This is a genomic window from Microbispora rosea (assembly GCF_900156315.1).
In the GTDB taxonomy this organism is placed as follows: domain Bacteria; phylum Actinomycetota; class Actinomycetes; order Streptosporangiales; family Streptosporangiaceae; genus Microbispora; species Microbispora rosea.
In genome coordinates this window covers 68,611-91,426 of the sequence record NZ_FTNI01000025.1, presented here as the reverse complement: position 1 = coordinate 91,426, position 22,816 = coordinate 68,611, and the positions used below count along the sequence as shown (strand labels likewise).

19 protein-coding genes are annotated in these 22,816 nt (G+C 70.3%); 6 read left to right on the top strand and 13 right to left on the bottom strand.

Translation table 11 applies throughout. The annotated features are described in order from the left end of the window. Window positions 1-110 precede the first annotated feature (110 nt). A complete protein-coding gene (locus tag BXA11_RS29845) occupies window positions 111-1,097 on the top strand; it encodes a ParB/RepB/Spo0J family partition protein (protein ID WP_076439882.1) in 987 nt (328 codons plus the stop codon). A gap of 1,054 nt (window positions 1,098-2,151) precedes the next feature. Here BXA11_RS29845 and BXA11_RS29835 read toward each other — a convergent pair. Both BXA11_RS29835 and BXA11_RS29830 read right to left on the bottom strand, forming a co-directional pair. Next, window positions 2,152-3,102, bottom strand: a complete 951-nt coding sequence (locus BXA11_RS29835) for a D-alanine--D-alanine ligase family protein (protein ID WP_076439877.1) — start codon at window positions 3,100-3,102, stop codon at window positions 2,152-2,154. Between the two features lie 477 nt (window positions 3,103-3,579). Beyond that, entirely contained in the window at window positions 3,580-4,812 is a 1,233-nt protein-coding gene (locus BXA11_RS29830) for an aminotransferase-like domain-containing protein (RefSeq protein ID WP_081903601.1), read from the bottom strand. A gap of 352 nt (window positions 4,813-5,164) precedes the next feature. Between BXA11_RS29830 and BXA11_RS29825 the strand changes: the two genes are divergently transcribed. Further along, window positions 5,165-5,785, top strand: coding sequence for a GNAT family N-acetyltransferase (locus BXA11_RS29825; protein WP_030508598.1), 621 nt, complete (start codon window positions 5,165-5,167; stop codon window positions 5,783-5,785). A 129-nt stretch (window positions 5,786-5,914) separates the two neighbouring features. Here BXA11_RS29825 and trxA read toward each other — a convergent pair whose 3' ends face one another. The 8 genes from trxA to BXA11_RS29785 all read right to left on the bottom strand — a co-directional run bounded on the left by trxA (window position 5,915) and on the right by BXA11_RS29785 (window position 15,505). Then, complete coding sequence (gene trxA, locus BXA11_RS29820) at window positions 5,915-6,238, bottom strand: thioredoxin (RefSeq protein WP_030508599.1); 324 nt, start codon at window positions 6,236-6,238, stop codon at window positions 5,915-5,917. 78 nt (window positions 6,239-6,316) lie between these two features. Further along, window positions 6,317-7,246, bottom strand: coding sequence for a thioredoxin-disulfide reductase (gene trxB / locus BXA11_RS29815; protein WP_030508600.1), 930 nt, complete (start codon window positions 7,244-7,246; stop codon window positions 6,317-6,319). Between the two features lie 151 nt (window positions 7,247-7,397). Next, on the bottom strand, window positions 7,398-8,381 hold the full coding sequence (locus tag BXA11_RS29810; RefSeq protein WP_076439875.1) for an anti-sigma factor family protein: 984 nt from the start codon (window positions 8,379-8,381) through the stop codon (window positions 7,398-7,400). Then, window positions 8,371-9,012, bottom strand: a complete 642-nt coding sequence (sigM, locus tag BXA11_RS29805) for an RNA polymerase sigma factor SigM (RefSeq protein ID WP_030508602.1) — start codon at window positions 9,010-9,012, stop codon at window positions 8,371-8,373. The genes BXA11_RS29810 and sigM overlap by 11 nt, the downstream gene beginning before the upstream one ends. A gap of 9 nt (window positions 9,013-9,021) precedes the next feature. Further along, window positions 9,022-10,551 (bottom strand): protein kinase family protein, encoded by a 1,530-nt coding sequence (locus BXA11_RS29800; protein WP_076439873.1) that lies wholly within the window; start codon window positions 10,549-10,551, stop codon window positions 9,022-9,024. 416 nt (window positions 10,552-10,967) lie between these two features. Then, window positions 10,968-12,566, bottom strand: coding sequence for a murein biosynthesis integral membrane protein MurJ (gene murJ / locus BXA11_RS29795; RefSeq protein WP_076439871.1), 1,599 nt, complete (start codon window positions 12,564-12,566; stop codon window positions 10,968-10,970). 97 nt (window positions 12,567-12,663) lie between these two features. Next, complete coding sequence (locus BXA11_RS29790; RefSeq protein ID WP_143734587.1) at window positions 12,664-14,922, bottom strand: hypothetical protein; 2,259 nt, start codon at window positions 14,920-14,922, stop codon at window positions 12,664-12,666. Window positions 14,923-14,968: 46 nt separating this feature from the next. Then, a complete protein-coding gene (locus BXA11_RS29785; protein WP_030508606.1) occupies window positions 14,969-15,505 on the bottom strand; it encodes an aminoacyl-tRNA deacylase in 537 nt (178 codons plus the stop codon). Between the two features lie 142 nt (window positions 15,506-15,647). Between BXA11_RS29785 and BXA11_RS29780 the strand changes: the two genes are divergently transcribed. Together BXA11_RS29780 and BXA11_RS29775 are read left to right on the top strand one after the other, a co-directional pair. Beyond that, the gene (locus tag BXA11_RS29780; RefSeq protein WP_076439867.1) at window positions 15,648-17,084 is read left to right on the top strand and encodes a CCA tRNA nucleotidyltransferase; all 1,437 of its coding nucleotides are present in this window, start codon (window positions 15,648-15,650) and stop codon (window positions 17,082-17,084) included. Further along, window positions 17,085-18,350 (top strand): adenosylmethionine--8-amino-7-oxononanoate transaminase, encoded by a 1,266-nt coding sequence (locus BXA11_RS29775; protein WP_076439865.1) that lies wholly within the window; start codon window positions 17,085-17,087, stop codon window positions 18,348-18,350. A gap of 21 nt (window positions 18,351-18,371) precedes the next feature. Here BXA11_RS29775 and BXA11_RS29770 read toward each other — a convergent pair whose 3' ends face one another. Further along, window positions 18,372-19,670 carry an MFS transporter gene (locus BXA11_RS29770; protein WP_076439863.1) on the bottom strand — a complete coding sequence of 433 codons (1,299 nt, stop codon included), beginning with the start codon at window positions 19,668-19,670 and terminating at the stop codon, window positions 18,372-18,374. A gap of 101 nt (window positions 19,671-19,771) precedes the next feature. Here BXA11_RS29770 and idi point away from each other — a divergent pair, with 101 nt between their 5' ends. Then, a complete protein-coding gene (gene idi, locus BXA11_RS29765; RefSeq protein ID WP_076439861.1) occupies window positions 19,772-20,368 on the top strand; it encodes an isopentenyl-diphosphate Delta-isomerase in 597 nt (198 codons plus the stop codon). Between the two features lie 78 nt (window positions 20,369-20,446). Here idi and BXA11_RS29760 read toward each other — a convergent pair whose 3' ends face one another. Together BXA11_RS29760 and BXA11_RS29755 are read right to left on the bottom strand one after the other, a co-directional pair. Then, window positions 20,447-21,526, bottom strand: coding sequence for an inositol-3-phosphate synthase (locus tag BXA11_RS29760; RefSeq protein ID WP_030508611.1), 1,080 nt, complete (start codon window positions 21,524-21,526; stop codon window positions 20,447-20,449). Window positions 21,527-21,539: 13 nt separating this feature from the next. Next, window positions 21,540-22,178, bottom strand: coding sequence for a PadR family transcriptional regulator (locus tag BXA11_RS29755; RefSeq protein ID WP_076439859.1), 639 nt, complete (start codon window positions 22,176-22,178; stop codon window positions 21,540-21,542). A 125-nt stretch (window positions 22,179-22,303) separates the two neighbouring features. Here BXA11_RS29755 and BXA11_RS29750 point away from each other — a divergent pair, with 125 nt between their 5' ends. Then, window positions 22,304-22,687, top strand: coding sequence for a DUF5318 family protein (locus BXA11_RS29750; RefSeq protein ID WP_076439857.1), 384 nt, complete (start codon window positions 22,304-22,306; stop codon window positions 22,685-22,687). Window positions 22,688-22,816 lie beyond the last annotated feature (129 nt).

Sequence of the window (22,816 nt, the reverse complement as noted above, 5' to 3'; positions counted from 1 at the left end):
TGGCAGGGCTTCGCAGCGGTACTCTCTCCTGGTGTGTGCGTGCTGGTGCCCAGTGACCCCGAGTCGCTGGGCACCGGCTTCTGTGCGGGTGCGGGCATGAAGGAGCAGCGGTGAGCCAGCAGCGTCGGGGACTGGGCAAGGGACTTGGGGCTCTGATCCCCACGGGACCGATCGTCGATCCGGCGTCCGCCGCGAGCGCTCCACCTCCCGGTTCACAGGCGACCGTGCCGGGGACGCAGGCGGTGGGCCTGCGTCCGGTCGAGGGCGCCTACTTCCAGGAGATCGAGGTCGGCTCCATCTCCCCGAACGCACGGCAGCCGCGAGAGGTGTTCGACGAGGACCGGCTCGACGAGCTCGCGGCGTCCATCAAGGAGGTCGGCCTGCTGCAGCCGGTCGTCGTCCGCGCCGTGGAGGACGACCGCTTCGAGCTCATCATGGGGGAGCGGAGGTGGCGCGCCTCGCAGATCGCCGGCCTCGACCGCATCCCCGCGATCGTCCGGAGCACCCAGGACGACGAGATGCTCCGTGAGGCGCTGATCGAGAACCTCCAGCGGGAGCAGCTGAACGCGCTGGAGGAGGCGGCGGCCTATCAGCAGCTCCTGGACGACTTCGGAGCCACCCACGAGGTGCTCGCCAGGAAGGTCGGACGGTCGCGCTCGCACATCAGCAACACCCTGCGATTGCTGAACCTTCCTCCCGAGGTGCAGCGGCGGGTGGCGGCGGGGGTGATCAGCGCCGGGCACGCCCGGGCGCTGCTGACGCTGAACGACCCCGCGGCCCAGGAGCGGCTGGCGACCAGGATCGTGGCCGAGGGGCTGTCGGTCCGGACCGTCGAGGAGATCGTGGCTCTGGGTGAGGCGACCGCGGGGCCGGCTCCACGCAAGCCTCGGGCGAAGAAGCCGACCGCCCCGGCGCTGCGCGACCTGGCGGACCGCCTCTCGGACCACTTCGAGACGAAGGTGAAGGTCGATCTCGGCAGCCGTAAGGGGCGCATCGTGGTCGAGTTCTCCACCATCGACGACCTGGAGCGCATCATCGACACGATGGCGCCGGATGCCGCCCACGCGATGCGCAGCCGGGGCATCACGGCGGACTGACCGCAGGGCCTGCGCTCGTACCCGCGACCTGACGCAGGTTTCACGTGAAACATCGCGCCCAGTGCCTGGTAAGTGAGGCCCTGCGACGTTCCCACTGCGGGCAGGTTCGCGTCCGTTCGCTTGAAGACAGCCTGCGCGAGCCTCATCGCCGACTTCATCGCCGACCCACGCACGCCTCGTTGTGCTCCTTTCGGCTGCGCAGCCGGATGGCCGTGGCGCCCACATGGCTGGACGGCCACAGGAGGCCGGCGGCTCGGCAGTCTCGGCGGCTGCGGTAGCCGGCGTTGATCCGGGTTGCCCACGCGGCGTCGACCGGGTTGATCGGTGCGATGCCCCCGAGGGCGGGGCCAAGGCGATCGCCTCTCGTGGGGACACCTCCACCGAGGAGGAGCTCCTCGACCAGGCAGCCCTGGAGCAGGCAGCCGTGAAGCGGACAGCCATGGAGCAGGCAGCCATGGAGCTCGGCGCCGACTGACAACCACGACTGGGGACCCATGCCGCCCCGACGCGGATGGCCGTGATTGCCATGGGCCGCCTCGCCAGCCTGGAGAGTTCCTAGGCCGGCGACGCCGACGTCGTGATCCGGCGCACCCAGCGCATGAGGCAGATGCGACTCCCGGCCGCGGCGGCAGAACGGCCGCCGGGAGTGTAGGCGGCCGTGGGGGAGAGCACGTGGGATGGCCGGAGACGCCGCCACAGGGACCGCGCGGACCTCAACCCGCCACGGTGCCCCCGTGTCACCGGGTGGAGGGAGCGGAGCGGAAGGGTGCGAGGACCGCAGCGAAGACCCAGAGCGGGTGGAGTGGACGCCACCCCTGCGCGCGTCCTGCTCACCGCACGGCGCACCGACCGGTCCCTGCCGAGAAGCTTGCACGCTCCATCGGCGTGGTTCCTGGGCGGCTGTCTCGCGCAAGAGGGCACCGCACTGTCACCGGGCCATTGGATCGAGCGGCCTCGCCTGTGCCCCCGCCGCCCGTAGAAGGGCGGCTCGTGCGGTTGAGCCGCCCCTCCAGGTGAGCCTGGAGGGGAGTGTTTCACGTGAAACGAAGGCGGATCAGCCTCGGGCGGCGGCGAGCTCCAGGAGCCCCTTGCACAGCGTGCCGAGATCCCGGCCCGCGGCCTCCGCGGCCATGGGCAGCAGAGAGGTCTCCGTCATGCCTGGGGCCACGTTCACTTCGAGGAAGTACGGCTTGCCGTCGGCGTCGACGATGAGGTCGGTGCGGGAGATGTCCCGAAGGCCGAGCGCGGTGTGGGCGGCGACCGCCATGCCCGCGCATGCCTCGGTGGCCTCGTGGGAGAGCCGGGCCGGCGCGAAGAACTCCGTCTGTCCGGCCGTGTATCGGGCTGCGTAGTCGTACACGCCTCGGTCGGGCACGATCTCCACCGGCGGCAGGGCGACCGGCCCATCGCCGAGATCCACCACGGAGACCGCCACCTCCACGCCCTGGACGTACCGCTCGATGAGCGCGGTGTCGCCGTAGGCGAAGCAGCCGACCATGGCGGCGGGCAACTCCTCGGCCGTGCGCACCATGGAGGCGCCCAGCGCGGAGCCGCCGCGCGAGGGCTTGACGAAGAGCGGCAGGCCGAGCCGGTCGATGATGCGGGCGAGCACGGCCGTGGCGCCGAGATCGTGGAACGTCTCCTTGGGCAGTGCCACCGAGTCGGGCGTGTTCAGCCCCCAGGAGCGGACGACCGCCTTCGCCGTGGGCTTGTCGAAGGCGACCCGGCAGGCGTCCGGGGTCGCGCCGACGTAGGGCACGTCGAGCAGCTCCAGCACCGAGCGGATGGCGCCGTCCTCTCCGGCGCCGCCGTGCAGGGTGACGAAGACCGCGTCCGGAGGGTCCGCCAGCACGGCGGGCACGAGAGTGGCGTCGGCGTCGCGGGTCTCCACGTCCACACCGGCAGTGCGCAGCACTTCCGCGACGCGGCGTCCCGACCGGATGGAGACCTCACGCTCGTAGGAGAGCCCTCCCGCGAGGATGAGCACGTGGCCCAGGTCGCTCATCACGCCTCACCGCCCGTGCGCTCCGCCACGGCGCCGACCACGGTCCGGCGGTGATCGGTTCCGCCTGGCCCGAGTCGCGTCCCCCTCCACGGACGCGCGGGGGGCGATCCTTGGGTCATCGTTCGCTCGCTCACGAAGAGGGCCTTTCTCGCCTCGAGAAGTCAGTACGGCCAGCCTGAACAGGCTAGTGCCCCGCCCGTGCCGCCGCGTCGTCGCCGTCACGTCTCGGACAAGGTCGTACTTGTGCCGGAGCCGCCCATGAGCGGTGCCATGGGCGGCTCCTCTGTCACGTGCGGGCAGCGGCCGTACCGTGTCTAGTGCGCTGTCCGTCACCATTCACCGGGCGGAGAGAGCGGAGCGGAAGGGAGCGAGGACCACAGCGAAGACCCAGAACGGGTGGAGCGGAGCGGGCTTCGCGGGGATCTGCGTTTCCTTCCGGCGCAGTGACCGACCCGGCCAAGGTTCGTGGACACCCCGCTAGGCGAGATCCGGGCCGGGAGTGTCGACGCCGGCGTGCCCCGGGGTGGAGCCCGTGCCGAACGTGTCCCGCAGCCTGAGCTCCTGCTCGATCACGCCGGCCAGGCGGCGCACGCCCTCCTTGATGCGGTCGGGCTCCGGGTAGCAGAACGACAGGCGCATGTTCCGCGCGCCGCCGCCGTCGGAGTAGAAACCGGTGCCGGGCACGAACGCGACCCGCTCGGCGACCGCACGGGGGAGGATCGCCTTGGAGTTGAGCCCCTCGGGCAGTGTCATCCAGACGAAGAACCCGCCGGCGGGGCGGGTCCACGTGCAACCGGGCGGCATGAGCACGTCGAGCGCGCCGAGGAGCGCGTCGCGCCGCTCGCGGTACAGCTCACGGAACGACTTGATCTGCTCCCGCCACGGCTGGGTGGCGAGATACTGGCCGACGGCGAGCTGGGTGAAGGACGAGTGCGACAGCACCGCCGACTCCATGGCCAGGACCAGTTTGTCGCGTACGGCGTGCGGGGCGAGGGCCCAGCCGACGCGGAAGCCGGGGGCGAGGGTCTTGGAGAACGAGCCGAGGTAGACCACGCCCTCGGGGTCGTCGGCCCGCAGCGCCCGCATCGGTTCCCCGTCGAACCCCAGCAGGCCGTAGGGGTTGTCCTCCACCACGAGGACGCCGGCGCGGCGGCAGATCTCCAGCACCTGGCGGCGGCGCACCTCGTTCAGCGTCACGCCGGCCGGGTTCTGGAAGTTGGGGATCGTGTAGAGGAACTTGATCCGGTTGCCGGCCGCATGGAGCGCGTAGATGGTCTGCGCGAGGGACTCGGGGATGAGGCCCTGGTCGTCCATCGCGATGTGCACGACCTTGGCCTGGTAGGCGCTGAACGTCCCGAGCGCGCCGACGTACGAGGGTCCCTCGGCGAGCACGACGTCGCCGGGGTCGATGAAGATCCTGGTGATCAGATCGAGCGCCTGCTGCGAGCCCACGGTGACGACCACGTCGTCGGCGTTCGCCTCGATGCCCTCCATGCGCATGACCTCGCAGATCTGCTCGCGCAGGGCGGGGTCGCCCTGCCCGGAGCCGTACTGCAGAGCCACGGAGCCGCGCGAGGCGACCAGGTCGGCGACGAGCTCGCTGACGAGGTCGAGGGGGAGCGCGTTCACGTACGGCATGCCGCCGGCGAGCGAGACCACCTCGGGCCTCGACGCGACGGCGAAGAGAGCTCGGATCTCGGAGGCGACCATCCCGGCTGCGCGGGCGGCGTACCTGTCGACGTAGGCGTCAATGCGCGACCCATGAGTCGCGTTCGTCCGACCGTGATCAATCTCTTGTGCCACGGTCCACCTCCGATCACGTAGCCGAGAAATCCAGGGTACGGTAACGCGCCACTCCGATCACAACAGGGTATTGACCATCAAGGGCCCCTTTTCTTGCATTCCCGCACCACTGGTTTCGGCCCGCCCAACCCCTTTAATGGTCGTCGGCGGCCGTTGTGGCGGACCCGCTCCCGCCCTTCCGCTGAGTTACGATGCGAGCTGGAGACGCCGTATTCGCGCGCTTTTCTGGCAGGACTCCTGACGGGGATTGGGGCATCACGTGTCGCGTCGGCTGGTCAATGTCACCCTGGACAATCTCGATGACCTGCCGCGGCGGTGCCGGCGGTGCGTGTTCTGGGAGCTCGACCCCGTCAGCGGTGAGCGCGCCGCGGAGGCCGGCGACCCGGCCCTGGAGAAGGAGGCGTGGATCTCCGCGACCCTCCTCGAATGGGGAAGCTGCGGGAAGATCGCCTATGTCGACGGCGTGGCGGCCGGATTCGTGCTCTACGCCCCGCCCTTGTACGTCCCGCGCTCCGTGGCGTTTCCGACCTCCCCGGTCAGCTCGGACGCCGTGCTGCTGATGACCGCGCACATCGTGCCGGAGTTCACCGGCGGCGGGCTGGGCCGGATGCTCGTGCAGGGCGTGGCCAAGGACCTGACCCGCCGCGGCGTACGGGCGATCGAGGCGTTCGGCGACCTGAAGTGGGAGCAGGTGGGCGGCTGCGTGCTGCCCGCTGACTACCTGCTGTCGGTCGGGTTCAAGACCGTGCGCCCGCATCTGCGCTTCCCCCGGCTCCGGCTGGAGCTCAAGACGGCCGTGTCGTGGCGTGAGGACGTCGAGGTGGCACTGGAGCGCCTCCTGGGGTCCATGTCTCCGGAGCGGGCCCTGCGGCCCGTCTGAGGCGCTTCCAGGGATCCCGCACACGGGTCCCGCACGCCCCCCAGAGAGCCGGTCCCGTACGGACCCGGGAAACGCGAGAGCCCCCCGCACACGCGGGAGGCTCTTCGGGTGGTGCCGGCGGAAACCGCGTCAGATGACGCCGTCGAGCTCGCGCAGCAGCATGGCCTTCGGCTTGGCGCCGATGATCTGCTTGACGACCTCTCCGCCCTTGTAGACGTTCATCGTCGGAATCTGGAGCACACCGTAGTCCCGCGGCGTGACCGGGTTCTCGTCGATGTTGAGCTTGACGATGGTCAGCTTGTCGGCGTTCTCGGCGGCGATCTCCTCGAGGATCGGCCCGACCTGACGGCACGGACCGCACCACTCGGCCCAGAAGTCGACCAGAACCGGCTTGTCGCTCTTGAGGACCTCGGCCTCGAAGCTCGCGTCGGTCACGCTCTTGATCGCGCCCACGGTATCTCTCCCCTTGCGTGAGTGGTGTGGCGGTGCAGTCAACCGCGGGGACGGTCCCCGCATTCCCGATGCCGGGACTCAGGCGTTCAGCGTCAGCCAGCGCTCGGCGTCCAGCGCCGCCGCACATCCGGTCCCGGCCGCCGTGATGGCCTGACGATAGGTGTGGTCCACGACGTCCCCGGCCGCGAACACCCCGTCGATGTTCGTCCGCGTCGACGGCGACTCGACCTTGATGTACCCCTGCTCGTCCAGATCGATCTGGCCCTTGAGCAGCTCGGTGCGAGGATCGTGTCCGATCGCGATGAACAGGCCGCCCACCGCGAGATCGGACTCCTCACCGGTCTTGACGTTGCGCACCCGCACACCGGAGATCCGGTCCTCGCCGAGCACCTCGACGATCTCGCTGTCCCAGACGAAGCGGATCTTCTCGTTCGCGAACGCCCGGTCCTGCATGATCTTGCTGGCGCGCAGCGAGTCGCGGCGGTGGATCACCGTCACCGACTTGCCGAACCGGGTCAGGAAGATCGCCTCCTCCATCGCCGTGTCGCCGCCGCCGACGACCACGATCTCCTGGTCGCGGAAGAAGAACCCGTCACAGGTGGCGCACCACGACACACCCCGCCCCGACAGCCGCTTCTCGTTCTCCAGCCCGAGCTCGCGATAGCCCGATCCGGTGGCCAGGATCACGGCCTTGGCGTAGTAGGTGTCGGTGTGGGTCTTGACGACCTTGGGGTTCGCCTCCAGGTCCACCTCGACCACGTCGTCGGCCACCAGTTCGGCGCCGAACCGCTCGGCCTGCTTGCGGAAGTTGTCCATGAGGTCCGGGCCCATGATGCCGTCGGGGAACCCGGGGAAGTTCTCCACATCGGTCGTGTTCATCAACGCGCCGCCGGCGGTGACCGACCCCTCGAAGACGAGCGGCTTGAGGTCCGCGCGCGCGGTGTAGACGGCCGCCGTGTAACCGGCCGGACCCGACCCGATGATGATCACGTTACGAACGTCGCTCAACGGACCCGCCTTCTTCGCTCCCGGTGGATGTGCAGTGCCGTCAACAGATCCTAGGCCCCGGTCATTCCCGTGCCGAGCCCCGATACGGCGAAGCCCCCCGGAGGTCGCGGGGGGCTTCGTCACTGCCGATGGTACGGCTCGCGCCGCGCGTTCACTTCCAGGAGGCCAGAACCTCGGGCCGCAGCTTGTGGCACTGCGAGTCCACCACGACCACCCGCACGGCGTTACTGCTCTTGTCCTCCCAGAACGCCATCACCGTGGCCTCGTTGCCGTTGTAGAGGGCCTTGTCGACGCCGATCGGTGTGCGGTCGAGCTCGGTGGAGAACCGTTTGACGCAGGTGTCGAGGTCCTCGTCGTCGTTGGTGCCCGAGCCGGGCGCCACGCCGAAGTAACCCAGCAGCGGACCGTGCAGCTCCCGGCTGGTGTAGTTGTGGCCGCTGGCGTACGTCGAGTAGGTCAGCGCCTCGACATTGTCCGGGCTCTGGCCGGGGTCGCCCTGGCTGACCACCTGCTGGGCCGGCGAGTCGCCGAACGAGAGCAGGCCGGTGGCGAGACCGCCGCTCCCGATCACCACGGCCGCCGCCGCGGCGACCGCGGCCGGCAACGCCCACGTGCGCCGCCTGGACGCCTTGCGGCCCGCCGTACGCGGTCCCGATCGGCGCCTGGCCGGCACGATCGTCCCGTCGTCGGCGACGACGCCCAATGGAGCCGCCGTCGCGGCCACCGGCGCCGGCTCGCGCTCCGGCTCCACGTCCGCAGCGGTTTCCGCGGTGGTTCCCACGGGGCTCGCGACCGGAGGCTCGACCGTCTCCCACGGGACGTCATCCCATGGGGCGCTGTCCCACGGAGCGGTCTCCTGTGGAGCGCTTTCCCATGGCGCGTCCCGCAGGACGCGGTCCCAGTCCGGAGCCTCGGCGGCCAGCGCCCGGTCGATACGCCTGGCGACGCCCAGGGGCATCGCCGGCACCGGCATCGCCGCCAGGACCTCGCGGACCGCGGCCAGGTCGGCGAGACTCTCCCCGCAGGGGTCGCAGACCGCGAGATGCTCGCGGACCCGCCGGGCCGTCGTGTCGTCGAGGAGACCCTCCGCCAGTTCGGCGAGAACCTCCAGGTCGTAGTGCGTGTCACCCGTCACGAAGTTCTGCTCCCTTCCCGGATGAGACGCGAGTGAGGTCGGATCGGTTCCGCAGATGCGAAAGAATCGGGGCGAGTTTGGCGCGCCCCCGTGCGCAGCGGCTCTTCACGGTGCCCGGTGGGACGCCCAGCACCGCCGCCGCGTCGTCCACCGCGTACCCCATCATGTCGACCAGCACGAGAGCCGCCCTCTGGTCGGGTGGCAGCAGCTTGAGCGCCGCCGTGACCTCCAGGGAGACCTCGCGCTCGCCTGCCTGGTCGGTCGCCGGGGACTCGCGCTCCGCGGCCTCGATGAGTTCGTCGTCGGCGACAGGGCGCACCGACTTGCGGCGCATGCGGTCGAGGCAGGCGTTGACCACGATGCGGTGCAGCCAGGTCGTGACCGCCGCCTCGCCGCGGAAGCTGTCCGCCTTCCGGTACGCCGAGACGAACGCGTCCTGGACCGCGTCGGCGGCCTCGTCGGGATCGCCGAGCGTACGCAGGGCGACCGCCCACATCCGGTCGCGGTGCCGCCTGACGATCTCGCTGAACGCGTGAGGGTCGCCGCCGAGATGGCGGGCCAGCAGGTCGGCATCGGACGTCGCGCGTCGCGCGTGCTCAGCCGTCGGGGGATTGTCTGGTGGGGAATTCACAAGTCCCTGCTATGCCGATCCTGGGGAATGCACCGTTACGTCGTAGATAGTGCCACGATACTGCCCGTTGTAGGGGGGAAGCCGAGTGAACCAGATCAAAACGTACTGACCCGTTGTGGCCTTTTCCGGAGTGAGCGTCACCGAACCCGATGCGCCCTTCTTCTCCGCCACGGTCTTGAGTGAGGACAGTTCCGCCGCGTCGCCCACCTTGAGCTGCACGGTCGATCCGCCGGCGCTACCCAGGGAGACGACCACGTCGGCGATGGGGACCGGCTTGCCCATGTCGAGGATGAGCCCGACCCCGTCCTTGAGCCGTCCCAGGTCGGCGCTGCTGTAGCTGTCGGTGTGCCAGTCGGTGGACGGCTTGCCGTCGACGGCGAGCGGAGCGATCTCCGGCTTCTCGGCGCGGTCGGTGCCCAGGGGGTCGAACCCGGCCGCGCTCACCGGCTTGACGGTGACCGGCTTCCGCGAGGGGGAGGGGGACTGCGCGGCACCCGACTCGGCCACGCCCCGCGGGGTGTTGCCGAGGTTCTTGCCCACGGTCCAGGCGCCCACGCCGACGGCCGCCATCACGAGCAGGACGATGACGGTCAGCAGGATCTTGCTCGCGGCGCCGGTCTGCGGGCGGGGCGGGGGCAGCGGCGGCGGCGAGGTCATCGCCATCTGGTGCGCCAGATGAGACGGCATGCGGGGCGGCATGGTGGACATGCCCGGCGCGTCCGGCGCCTCGCTGCGCAGGTTCAACGCGGGCGGCGCGGTGGTGACCGGCGCCGGCGCGGGGCGGGGCACCACGGCGAGCGCCTCGGCGACGTCGGCCGGGGTGGCGAGCGGCGGCTGCCCCCGCCGCGGCTCCTGCAGCAGCGCGCGGCAGGTGATGGCGTCGAGATAGCCGGGGACTCCGGCGGTGACCTGCCGGGGCGTGCAGATCTTGCCGTCGTCCAGGGGCGCGGGGGGCAGCCCGCAGTCCAAGTCGCCGGGCCAGTGGCCGGTCAGCGCCGCGTAGAGCAGGCGGCCCAGCCCTTCGGCGTCCTCCCTGGCGGGATCCTCGCTGCTCAGGTCGAGGATCGCGGCGTCGACGGCGAGGCCGAGGAGCTTGACCGTGCCGCCGCTCGTCCAGACCAGGCGGCCGGGGGTCAGGTGCAGGTGGGTGAGCCCCGCCGTGTGCGCGTGCGCCAGCGCCTCGGCGGCCTCGGCGACCAGGGCCGCGCCCCGCTCGGGCTCGACGGGCCCGCTCTCCAGCAGGTCGAGGAGCGACTCTCCGCTGACCCACTCGCTCACGACGTACGCCGTGCCGTCCTCGTCCGCCGCGTCGAAGACCTGGGTGAGGCGGGGGTCGGTCAGGCGGCTCGCCTGGCGTGCGGCGGTGACCACCTCCTGGACCCGGGAGAAATCGGGTGTGAACGTGTGGACCGCGACCGGGCGGGCGAGGATCTCGTCCAGGGCCTTCCACAGGGTCGCGCCGCCGGACTCGTGGACCCTGTCCTCCAGGCGGAACCGATCCGCCAGCCGGGTCCCCGGTTCGACCGTGGACATGCTCATGCGGCCGCCCCGCTCCGCGGCTTGTCGGCATGCATCAGCCGATGCCGGGTGGTTCCGCCCACGCCTTCCCGCTTCCGCTCGCCGGTCCGAAACTCCAGATCGCGCCCCTAAGACCTCCTGCCTGCCGTGGTCGCCGAGCGGAGCACCGCCGGGTCGGCGAGACCCCGGAGACGAGCATCCGCGGGGCCGGAACAGGCCCGCACGGCCGCCGCCGCCGGTCCTCCTCCGCCTCGCGGTCGCCCGCCCGGCCGAATCCATCGGTAGGGCAAGTTTCTGCGGGACGTTCCCTGAGTGTGTCTCAACACTCCCTGGCGCACCATGCTAGTGCCGTGCCGCTTGTGCCCGCCTTCCCGATCGAAGACGTCCGAATCGGACTTTCGAGTTACCTTCCAGTTGCCGGTCGTTCTTGAGGACTCTTACCGTCCTACCCGGCTTGCGACAAGTCCAATGATGGAGCGGACCTCGGGAACCCGCAGCCGGTGCGCGGCCAGCATGTAGAGCAGCATTCCGGCGCCGCCGCCCACCACGAGCACCACGGCCGAGCTGACGGGGGTGATCGAGGTGATCTCCCTGGCCAGCCACAGGACCGCCAGCGCCAGCGCGGCTGCCGGGATCGCCGCCGCGTACATCCGGCCCAGGCCGGCGGTGACCTCACGGCCGGCGAGCCCGCCGATCTTCCGGCTCGCCAGCACCCACGCGACGCCGCAGAGCGCGACGTACGTGATCAGGTAGGCGAACGCCAGCCCGATGACGATGTACCGGTCGGGGAGCGTGAAGTAGGCGACGAGACTGAGCGACGCGTTGATGACCACGTTCACCCCGGACATGATCGCGGGGGTGCGGGTGTCGCCGAAGCTGTAGAAGATCCGCAGCAGGAGCTGGAAGACCGAGAACGGCATGAGCGCGACGCCGAACACCTGCAGCACATGACCGATGTAGATCGCGTTGCCCGTCGTCATGTGGCCCCACGAGAAGATCAGCGTGGTGACCGCCGGGCCGAGCACCATCAGCAGCAGGCCCGCCGGGACGATGACGCAGGAGACCATCCGCACCCCGGAGGAGAACTCCTCGCGGGCCGTGGCGAAGTCCCCGTCCGCCACGAGCCTGCTCATCCGCGGCAGCATCGCCGTGATCACCGACACCGCGATGATCCCGTACGGGAGCTGGAAGAGCTGGAACGCGTACGCCCACGCGCTGTTGCCGGCGCCCGGGGCCCGGTCGCCCGCGCCGGTGGCGAGCTTGGTGGTGACCCAGAACCCGATCTGGTTGACGCCGACGAAGACGAACGTCCACACGGCGGCCCTGGCCGCCTCGCCGAGCCCGGTGTTGCGCACCCCGAACCGGGGGCGGAACCGGAACCCGACCCGGTGCAGCGCGACGATCAGGACCAGCGCCTGGGCCAGGATGCCCGCGGTGGTGCCGAGGCCGAGCAGCGTGAGGTCGCGCTCGCTCACCTTCTCGATGTCGGACGTCCCGACGACGTAGTAGGCGGCCAGGACCCCCATGACCACGATGTTGTTGAGCACCGGCGCCCACATCGGGGCCGCGAACCTGTCCCGCGTGTTGAGGATCGCCCCGGCCAGCGAGCCGATCCCGAAGAACGCGATCTGCGGGAGCAGATACCTGGCGAGCGTGGTGGCCACCGCGACCTTGTCCTCGGACCAGTTCGAGGCGGTGTAGAGCTCCATGATCGGCCGGGCCAGCAGCACGCCGATCACCGCGACGGCCGTCAGCACCACGACGCCCAGGGTCATCAGCCGCTGCTCGAACGCCTGGCCCCCGTCGGGGTCCCGCTTCTGCGCCCGCACGATCACCGGCACGACCACGGCGCTGAGGACGCCCTGGAGCAGCAGGTCGAGCAGGATGTAGGGGATCTGGTAGGCCGCGTTGTAGGCGTCGCCGAGTGCGAGAGTGCCGATGGCGGCGGCGAGCATCGCCGTACGGACGAAGCCGGTGAGCCGCGAGACCATCGTCCCGGCCGCCATGATCGCGCTGGCCCGCAGCATCCTGCTCATGGTTGTCCTTCGGTTCGCGGCGGCCGGACTTGGGGTGGCCGCCTTCCTCCAGTGGTCCCGGGCGTGAGAGTGGTGGTCCGGATTACGGCGACCCAGACTACGGCGACTGGGTGCGCTCGGCCGGGACGGCTCCCTGCCGGTCGCCGGGCGGGCCCTCCTCGTCACCGGAACCGTCGAATGGGAACGCCTTGCGCGACCTGCGGCGCAGGACGCGCATCACCACGGCGGCCAGCATGATGACCACGGCCGCCCCCACGATGACGAGGGCGATGCCGGTGTAGCCGGTCGCGCGCACCACGACGCGCACGGCACTGCCGTACTTCTCGTCACCGTCGGTCAGCAGCTGCACCGCGATGCTCGCGTCGCCGCCCTCGTTGCGCACGATCACCGGCACGTTCACGAGCTGGCTGCGCCCCGCGAGGATCCTGGTGGTGGGGGTCAGGTAGACCCCTGCGGGCGCGTCGATCGCGAGCCGCGACTTGCTGGCCGACGTGACCCGGATCTTGATCTGGATGTCCTTGTCGAGGTTGTTGGCCACGCTGACCGGGACCTGGCCGTTGCTTCCCGCGACCGCGCGCGGGGTGTCGAGCACGGACACGTCGTCGATGCGTTCGTCGATGGCCTTCTGCACCTGCCCGGCGAAGGACAGCGCCCGCTTGCCGTCGCCCCGCCAGGAGGCTGAGGACAGCCGGAGTATGGCCGTGTGGAAGACGTCCGTGTGCTCCTCGGTCACGGTGGCCACGGCGTCGGCCTTGCGCTCCAGCTTGCGTACGGTCGCGAGGTAGGAGCGGCTCAGCTCGGCCTGGCGGTCGCGCTCGGTGTACGTCAGGTCGGCGCGCGGCACCCCCGCCCGGCCCGGCTTGATCGAGTCGAGCGAGGTCATGCGCAGCCAGGGGGCGCTGGAGGCGGCCTGCAGGAGGCTGGAGACGAACGCCGGGTCGGGCGTCCACAGATGCGACTCGGGGGTCGCGATCACCGTGCGCGTGGCCGCCTTCGCCGTGTCGCCCTGCCCGGTCCCGCCGGTCGGGCCCGTCTGTCCGGACGGACCGGTCTGCTGCTCGAAGGCGATCATCGCGGTCTCGGCGAGGAACCGCTGCCGCGCGAGCATCGCGGCGCCGGGAGCGGACATGTTCCCGCCGAGGACCTCGCTGAGCGTGGGGTCGGCCAGCAGCGCGGTGAGCGGGTTGTCCGCGACGGTGTCGAGCGTGGCGGCACCGTCGGGAGTGGTCTGCGCGGGCGGGGGGACGGGCTGTCCGTTCTGCGGCGCGTTCTGCCCCGTGTTCTGCCCTGTGTTCTGCGCCGTGGCCCGCGGCGGCAGCGCGTCTCCCGAGAGCAGCACGGACGTCACGCCCGACATCGCCAGCTCGTCCACCGCGTCGCGGTCGATCTTGCCGTTGGGCGGCCACGCGGTGGTGCCGTGGATCTCCCGGCCGAGCAGTTCGCTGGCGAGCGCCGCCCCGCGCTGGACGGACGCGGCGGCCTGCTTGTCGAGGCCGTGGTGGACCAGCGCGGCCATGTCCGGGTCGGCGTACGGCGTGGCGAGGACGGTCTTGTCCGTCAGCGCGCTGCGCAGGCCGTTCAGCCACTGGCCCGCGGCCGGGTCGGCGTCCTTGCGCGTGCCACGCACGTTCCTGGGACCGGAGGACAGGACGCGGACGTCGTCGAGCAGGGCGGGGTCCACGAACCAGGTCACCCCGTCGCCGGTGTCCTGCGCCGTCTGGAGCAGCGACGCCAGGCGGCCGGAGGTGAGCGAGGCCGACAGGTCGTCGTCCATGAACGTCGCGTCGTCGGCGCGGTGGGGCCGGTCGACGATCGGCAGGGCGACGGCCAGCTTGACCTTGGGGATCTGCTCGCCCTTGGGGGCGTACGTCAGGAAGGTCCGCTCGACCCCGAGCCGCTGCCCGGTCCCCGCGTCGGTCAGCTCGATCTCGAAGGGATAGACCCCGGGCCGGGGCATGCCCAGCTCCGCGGGGGTCACGGTGAACTGGAACGGAAGCTTTCCCGACTGGTCGAGCGGCGTGGCCTGGATTCTGGTGCTCCAGTTGGTGGTGCCGTACCCCTGCTCCGAGAGGTAGGCCGCCATCTCGGCACGGGAGGCGAACGGTCTGCCCCGGGAGTAACGGACGGCGACCCGGACGAATGATCCCGGGGTGCCGGAAACGGTCCCCGCGACCGTGATGGGGGAGGTGGCGACGCGCACGACCTCCGGCGTGATCTCGCTGACGGAGAGCGGATCGGCCGGTGCCGCGGCCGCGACACGACCCGGAGGAGGTGCCGCGACAGCCGTACCGGCCATGCCCGCGGGGGAGGCGAGCAGGGCGGTCAGCAATGTCAGCAGCGCGGCCTTACGGATCATGTGCCGGCCGGCGGTGAGGTACGGCGCACGCCCAGAATGCTATGGCCTAAGCCGTCCGCATAGGACTCACCAGGCTCGCCAGTCCCCTCCTGTGGGTGGCGCTCAGGTCGACGGGCTTGGCCGCGACCAGGTCGAACAGGTGGATGGCACGCAGGCGCAACGCCGTGCGGCGCTCGCCGGTCGCGGTGTGGACGACCTCGTCGGGATCGATGCGGTCCATCAGGCGCTGGTCCACCAGAACGGTCAGGTCGTCGGGCAGCAGGAGCGGGCAGACCAGGCCGTGCGCGTAGTCGGTCGCGGAGTTCACGGTGAAGGCGGACGCGGGGGTTACCCTGTGGGCGCGCAGGACGGCGCCCACAGCCGCCGGCACGGGGCAGGCGTTCACCGCGCTCACCACGGCCACCTCGTGGGTCCGCCCACGCGCCGACACCTCGAACAGCGACACGCACAGGCACTTCTCGGGAGTGACCCCCAGCACCTCGGGGAGCTCGTCCGAGCATGTCAACGGGCGCGGAAGACGTACGATCTCATGGTGGATCTGGTGGGCGAGGAGCCAGCGGTGAATCGCGAGAGCGTCTTTCATCTCGTGTGCTCCTTGCGTCGTCCAGCGCCCCCGAACCGTCCGTAGCCTGGTGATCGCTAGGTGTGTCTCCCCTGGGTGACACCCGAACACCTGGGCCATCGGGGGAGAGTTTCTGTTCCGTGACCGAAGGACCTACCCAGCCTTGTCCGTTTCAAATCTGAGCGACAGCCAGCAGCACGCCGTGAACGAACTGTTCCGCCGGATCGCCCCTGTCGCCGACGAACTCGGTGAGCTGTTCTCGGCCCGGGGGCACGAGCTGGCCCTGGTCGGCGGTTCCGTCCGCGACGTCCTCCTCGGCCGCGCGAGCAAGGACCTCGACCTGACCACGGACGCCCGCCCCGAGCGGGTGCTGGAGATCGTCAAGGACTGGGCGGACGCCGTCTGGACGATCGGGATCGACTTCGGCACCGTCGGCGTGCGCAAGGGCGGCTGGCTGCTGGAGATCACCACCTACCGCAGCGAGTCGTACGACCCCGCCTCGCGCAAGCCCGAGGTGATGTACGGCGACTCGCTCGACGGCGACCTCGCCCGGCGCGACTTCGCCGTCAACGCCATGGCCGTCCGCCTGCCCGGCCACGAGTTCGTCGACCCGTACGGCGGGCTGCCGGACCTGGCCGCCAAGACGCTGCGGACCCCGGGCAGGCCCGAGCAGTCGTTCGACGACGACCCGCTGCGGATGCTGCGGGCGGCCAGGTTCGCGGGCCAGCTCGGGTTCACCGTGGCCCCCGAGGTCGTCGAGGCGATGACCGCGATGTCCGGCCGCATCGAGATCGTCTCGGCCGAGCGCATCCGCGAGGAGCTCGACAAGCTGATCCTCGGCGCGCACCCGAGGCTGGGGCTGGCGCTGCTGGTGAACACCGGGCTCGCCGCCCACGTCCTGCCCGAGCTGCCCAAGCTGCGGCTGGAGATCGACGAGCACCACCGGCACAAGGACGTCTACGAGCACACGCTGATCGTGCTGGAGCAGGCGATCGGGCTGGAGACGGCCGGTCCCGACCGGGTGCTGCGGTGGGCGGCCCTGCTGCACGACATCGGCAAGCCGAAGACCCGGCGCAACGAGCCCGGCGGCCGGGTGTCGTTCCACCACCACGAGGTCGTCGGCGCGCAGATGGCCAAGAAGCGGCTCACCGAGCTCAAGTTCCCCAAGGACGTGGTGTCCGACGTGTCCAGGCTCGTGGAGCTGCACCTGCGCTTCCACGGCTACGGGACGGGGGAGTGGACCGACAGCGCCGTGCGCCGCTACGTCCGCGACGGGGGGCATCTCCTCGAACGCCTGCACAAGCTGACCAGGGCCGACTGCACCACCCGCAACAAGCGCAAGGCCCAGGCCCTGTCGCGCACCTACGACCAGCTGGAGGAGCGCATCGCCCGGCTGGCCGAGGAGGAGGAGCTGGCCAAGATCCGTCCCGAGTTGGACGGCAACGAGATCCAGGAGATCCTCGGCGTGCCGCCGGGACCGGTCATCGGCAGCGCCTACAAGCACATGCTGGAGATCCGCATGGACCAGGGCATGATCGGCAAGGAGGCCGCGCGGGAGGCCCTGCTCGCCTGGGCGCGCGACAACGGGATCGTCTCGTAGGTGGACGCCGGGGAGGTCCTCCGGCTCGACCGGGAGCACGTCTGGCATCCGTACACGGCCGTGCCCTCGGGGACGCCCGTGCACGTCGTCCGGCGGGCCGGGGGCGTGCGGATCACCCTCGGCGACGGCCGTGAGCTGATCGACGGCATGGCCTCCTGGTGGGCGGCCATCCACGGCCACAACCACCCGCGTCTCAACCGGGCCGCGCGCGATCAGATCGACGACATGGCGCACGTCATGTTCGGCGGACTGACCCACGAGCCCGCCGTACGGCTCGCGCACCGGCTGGCCGGGATGACCGGGCTCGACCGCGTCTTCCTCGCGGACTCGGGCTCGGTGGCGGTCGAGGTCGCGATCAAGATGGCGGTGCAGTACAGCGGGCGCTCGGCCCTGCTGACCGTGCGGGGCGGCTACCACGGCGACACGTTCGGCGCGATGTCGGTCTGCGACCCGGTCAACGGCATGCACCATCTGTTCACCGGAATGCTCCCGCGACACGTCTTCGCGCCGGCGCCGCCGGACGACTACGGCCGCCGCCCGGCCGCGAAGTCGGAGGCAGGTCCCGACGAGGCGTATCTGGCGGAGCTGACCGCGGCCGTCGAGGTCCACGCGGCCCGGCTCGCCGCGATCATCGTCGAGCCCGTCGTGCAGGGCGCGGGCGGCATGCGGTTCTATCACCCGGCCTACCTGCGCCGGCTGCGCGAGCTGGCCGACGAGCACGGCATCCTGCTGATCGCCGACGAGATCGCCACCGGCTTCGGCCGCACGGGGGAGATGTTCGGCTGCGACCACGCCGGGATCAGGCCGGACATCATGTGCGTGGGCAAGGCGCTCACCGGCGGTTATCTGACGCTCGCCGCCACGCTGTGCACCGCGCGGGTGGCCGACCGCATCGGCGTGCTGATGCACGGCCCGACCTACATGGGCAACCCGCTCGCCTGCGCCGTGGCCGGCGCCTCGCTCGACCTGCTCGCCGAACGGCCCTGGCGGGAGGAGGTCGCGCGCATCGAGGCGGCCCTGCTCGACGGCCTCGCCCCGGCCGCTGCCGCCCCCGGCGTACGGGACGTACGGGTGCTGGGCGCGATCGGAGTGATCGAGACCGACCAGCCCGTCGATGTCGCGAAAATTCAGGACATCGTGATGGGGCATGGCGTGTGGCTGCGGCCCTTCGGCCGTCTGATCTACACGATGCCGCCGTACGCCTGCACGCCCGACGACGTCGCCCGCATCGCCGATGCCATGGTGGCCGCCACGGCGGCGCTCTGAGTCAGTCGGCGTCAGCCGGAGTCAGTCGGTGGCGGGGACCGGCGGCCTGCGTACGGCGGAGGGCAGGGTCAGCCGATACGCCACCGCGCCGAGCAGGTAGCCGACGGCGATCACGGCGAGCGCGAGATAGGACTTGCCGTCGGGCGGCAGCAGCGCCGCCGCCAGCACCGCGCCGAGGACGGTCATGCCGTTGAACAGCATGTCGTAGACGGAGAAGGCGCGGCCGAGATAGGCGTCCTCGACGTCACGCTGCACGACGGTGTCCACGCAGATCTTCACGCTCTGCCCCGCGACCCCGATCACCAGCCCGGCGCCGAAGAACGCCCACTCCCGGAACGTCGCGCACAGTGCGAACTCCAGGACTCCGCAGGTGACGAGCATCATCGGAATCCAGACCTCGATGCGGATCCGCTCGGTGGCCCACGGGGTGACCACGACCGCGGCGAAGCTTCCCGCGCCGACCGCGCCCAGCACGAGCGCGATGCCCTTCAACGCCTCGTCGGCGTCGGTGGTGAAGTGGTAGCGGTAGAGCATCACCACGGCCGCCGTCGAGATGCCGAACATCAGGCGGTGGGTCGCGATGCCGCCGAGGGCCGCCGCGGCCGAACGCCGGTGCGCGATGTGCCGCGCGCCGTCCACCAGGCCGGCCAGCACGTGCCGTACGGCCTCGCGGGCCTGCGGACGGTCCGGATCGTACGCGGGGCCGAGCAGGGAGCGCTCCATCGTCCGCGCGATCAGCGCGCTCAGGCCGAAGACGAGGCCGGAGCAGACCAGCAGCACGGCGACGCCCTTGTCGTCCGATCCGGAGATGATGCGGAGCACGACGCCGGCGCCCGCTCCGACGAACGTCACCACCGTGCCCGAGGTGGGCGTGACCGCGTTGGCCATCATCAGCTGATCGGACGGCACGACGTGCGGCAGCGCGGCGCTGAGGGCCGACAGGAAGAAGCGGTTGACCGCGAGGACGCCGAGGGCCGCCGCGTAGAAGACGACGTCGGAGGCCCCCGCCGCGATGAGGCAGGCGGCCAGCACCAGCAGCGTCCCGCGCACGATCGGCGCGATCACGAGGATCTGCCGCCGGGACCAGCGGTCGATGAACACCCCGACGAAGGGCCCGAGCACGCTGTACGGCAGGAGCAGCACGGCGAGGCCCGCGGCGATGTCGGCGGCGCTCGCCTGCCGTTCCGGGCTGAAGAACGCGTAGCCGCCGACGGCGAGCTGGAAGATCCCGTCAGAGAACTGCGAGACGAGCCGTGTGGCGAAAAGCCGCCGGAAGTTTCGGCCCCGCAGGACCACCCGCAGATCGGAGACGTAGGACACGGCGACAGCCTACGCGGGCGATCACGCACGGGCATCAGGAGCAACCCCGATAAAGCCCCGTACATCTCACTGAGATCGAGGTGATCACGTACTCTCGCAGAGTGACTTCACAGGAACATGTCGTGCTGCTCGACGGCGAGGGCAACCCGATCGGCACCGCTCCCAAGTCCACCGTCCACGGCGCGGACACGCCGCTGCATCTCGCGTTCTCCAGCTACGTCTTCGACCACCAAGGGCGCGTGCTGCTGTCGCGGCGGGCGGGCACGAAGCTGACCTGGCCCGACGCGTGGACCAACAGTTGCTGCGGGCATCCGCTGCCGGGTGAATCGCTGTCGTCGGCGGTGATCCGCCGGCTCGGGTTCGAGCTGGGCCTGGCGGTCGAGTCCGTCGACCTGATCCTGCCGGGCTTCTCCTACCGGGCCGTGATGGACAACGGCATGGTGGAGAACGAGCTGTGCCCGGTCTACCGGGCCGTGGTGACCGAGGAGGCCGCGCCCAACGCCGAGGAGGTGGGCGAGGTCCGCTGGGAGCCGTGGACGCGCTTCGCCGCCGAGGTGATGAGCGGGGAGCTGGACATCTCGCCCTGGGCCCGGGAGCAGGTGCCCCAGCTCGTCGCGCTCGGGCCCGACCCGCTGGCGTGGCCGGTGGCCGACGCCGCGGCTCTGCCGCCGGCCGCGCGCCCGCTCACGCATCGCTGAGGTGTAGCGGGCGGGGACATGCGACCGCCCCGGTCCGATCGATCGGACCGGGGCGGGACACGCGGTGAACGACGGACGTCAGCGCTCGAGCTGGCCGCGGATGAACTGCTCCACGGCCTCGCGGGCGTGGTCGTCGGAGTACTGCTCCGGCGGCGACTTCATGAAGTAGGACGAGGGCGACAGCAGCGGGCCGCCAACGCCCCGGTCGAGGGCGATCTTGGCGGCGCGGACCGCGTCGATGATGATGCCGGCGGAGTTGGGCGAGTCCCAGACCTCGAGCTTGTACTCCAGGTTGAGCGGGGTGTCGCCGAACGACCTGCCCTCGAGGCGGACGTAGGCCCACTTGCGGTCGTCCAGCCACGGCACGTGGTCGGACGGGCCGATGTGGACGTCGGCCTTGGCCATCTCGTGCGGGATCTGCGACGTGACCGACTGGGTCTTGGAGATCTTCTTGGACTGGAGACGGGTGCGCTCCAGCATGTTCATGAAGTCCATGTTGCCGCCGAAGTTGAGCTGGTAGGTGCGCAGCAGCTCGACCCCGCGGTCCTCGAACAGCTTGGCCAGCACCCGGTGCGTGATCGTGGCGCCGACCTGGGACTTGATGTCGTCACCCACGATCGGGACGCCGGCCTCGGTGAACTTCGCGGCCCACTCGGGGTCGGAGGCGATGAAGACCGGCAGCGCGTTGACGAAGGCCACCTTCGCGTCGATGGCGCACTGCGCGTAGAAGCGGTCGGCCTCCTCCGAGCCCACCGGCAGGTAGGACACCAGGACGTCGACCTGGGCGTCCTTCAGCGCCTGCACGACGTCGACCGGTTTCTCGTCGGACTCCTCGATGATCTCGCGGTAGTACGTGCCCAGCCCGTCGAAGGTCGGGCCGCGCTGCACGGTGACGCCGAGCGGCGGCACGTCGCAGATCTTGATCGTGTTGTTCTCGGAGGCGACGATGGCCTCCGACAAGTCGCGGCCGACCTTCTTGGCGTCCACGTCGAAGGCCGCGACGAACTCCACGTCGCCGACGTGGTAATCACCGAACCGCACGTGCATGAGGCCCGGCACACGGCTGCTCGGATCCGCGTCCTTGTAGTAATGGACGCCCTGCACCAGCGATGAGGCGCAGTTGCCCACACCGACGATGGCTACGCGCACCGAACCCATAGCACTCGCTCCTTTACCTATCTGCCTCGGGCGTGTCCGCCCTCTGGGTCTCTTCCTGTACGGCTTGCGCGGGATCCGGGGGGTGATCCCCCTCGCCGGGAACCGAACGGCTCCGCCGTTCCGAGTCGATCAGCTCGTTCAGCCAGCGGACCTCGCGCTCGACCGACTCCAGCCCGTGGCGCTGGAGCTCAAGCGTGTAGCTGTCCAGCCGCTCTCTTGTGCGGGCGAGAGCCTCACGGACGCGGTCGAGGCGCTCTTCCAGGCGGCTGCGGCGGCCCTCCAGGATGCGGAGCCGCACTTCCGCCTCCGTGTGGCGGAAGAAGGCGAAGTGGATGCCGAAGCTTTCGTCCTCCCAGGAGGACGGGCCCGACTGGCTGAGCAGCTCCTGCAACCGCTCCTTGCCCTCCGCCGTGATCTTGTAGACGATCTTCGACCTGCGGCCGAGAACCGTGTCCTCAGGAGGCTCCTCCTCGGCGATGAGGCCCTCGTTGAGCAGACCCCTGAGGCAGGGATACAGCGAGCCGTAGGAGAACGCACGGAACATGCCGAGCAGCGTGTTGAGCCGTTTGCGCAGCTCATAGCCGTGCAACGGCGTTTCGTGCAGCGATCCCAGGACGGCGAGCTCCAGCACACCTCCACGAGAGCCCGTCACTGGAACCACCTCCTGTGTCCGACCGATGTATCGACTCGATACATCCGCAGGATACGTCGGGGTGTCATAGATGGCAACGGGTCAACGGTTGGGCAAGATTTGGCAAAGGGTCGTAATCTGGCCGTATGTGGTCACAGCGGTCGGTCGTGGACTACGGCCTCGCTAAGCGGGCGGCCGTGCAGTCAGTCCGCTCCGGCCGCATGCGGGCGCGGGACGTGTGTGACGCCCACCCTTACCTGCTGCGCGCGGCTCGGTTCCACGGAGAGCCGACGGCTCGCAGCTGCCCCATATGTGAACGAAGGAACGTGACCAACGTCACATACGTATATGGGGATGAATTAGGACGAGTGGCCGGCCAGGCAAAAGGGATGGCCGAGCTCAGCGCGATGGCCCGGGAATACCGCGAATTCCGGGTCTACGTGGTGGAGGTCTGCCAAGGTTGTTCCTGGAACCACCTGGCGGTGTCGTTCGTCCTCGGAACAGCCGATCCCCCGGGCCCTTCCCTGTAGGGCGACCTCCACCTCCAGGAGGCAGCCCGCCGGCCTGCCGGCCGACGTCGACAAATTCCCCGAACCATCTGACGAGGACGCGTGACTTACAGCAGCTATGGACCGGAGCCGACCGGCCGTCCCGAGGAC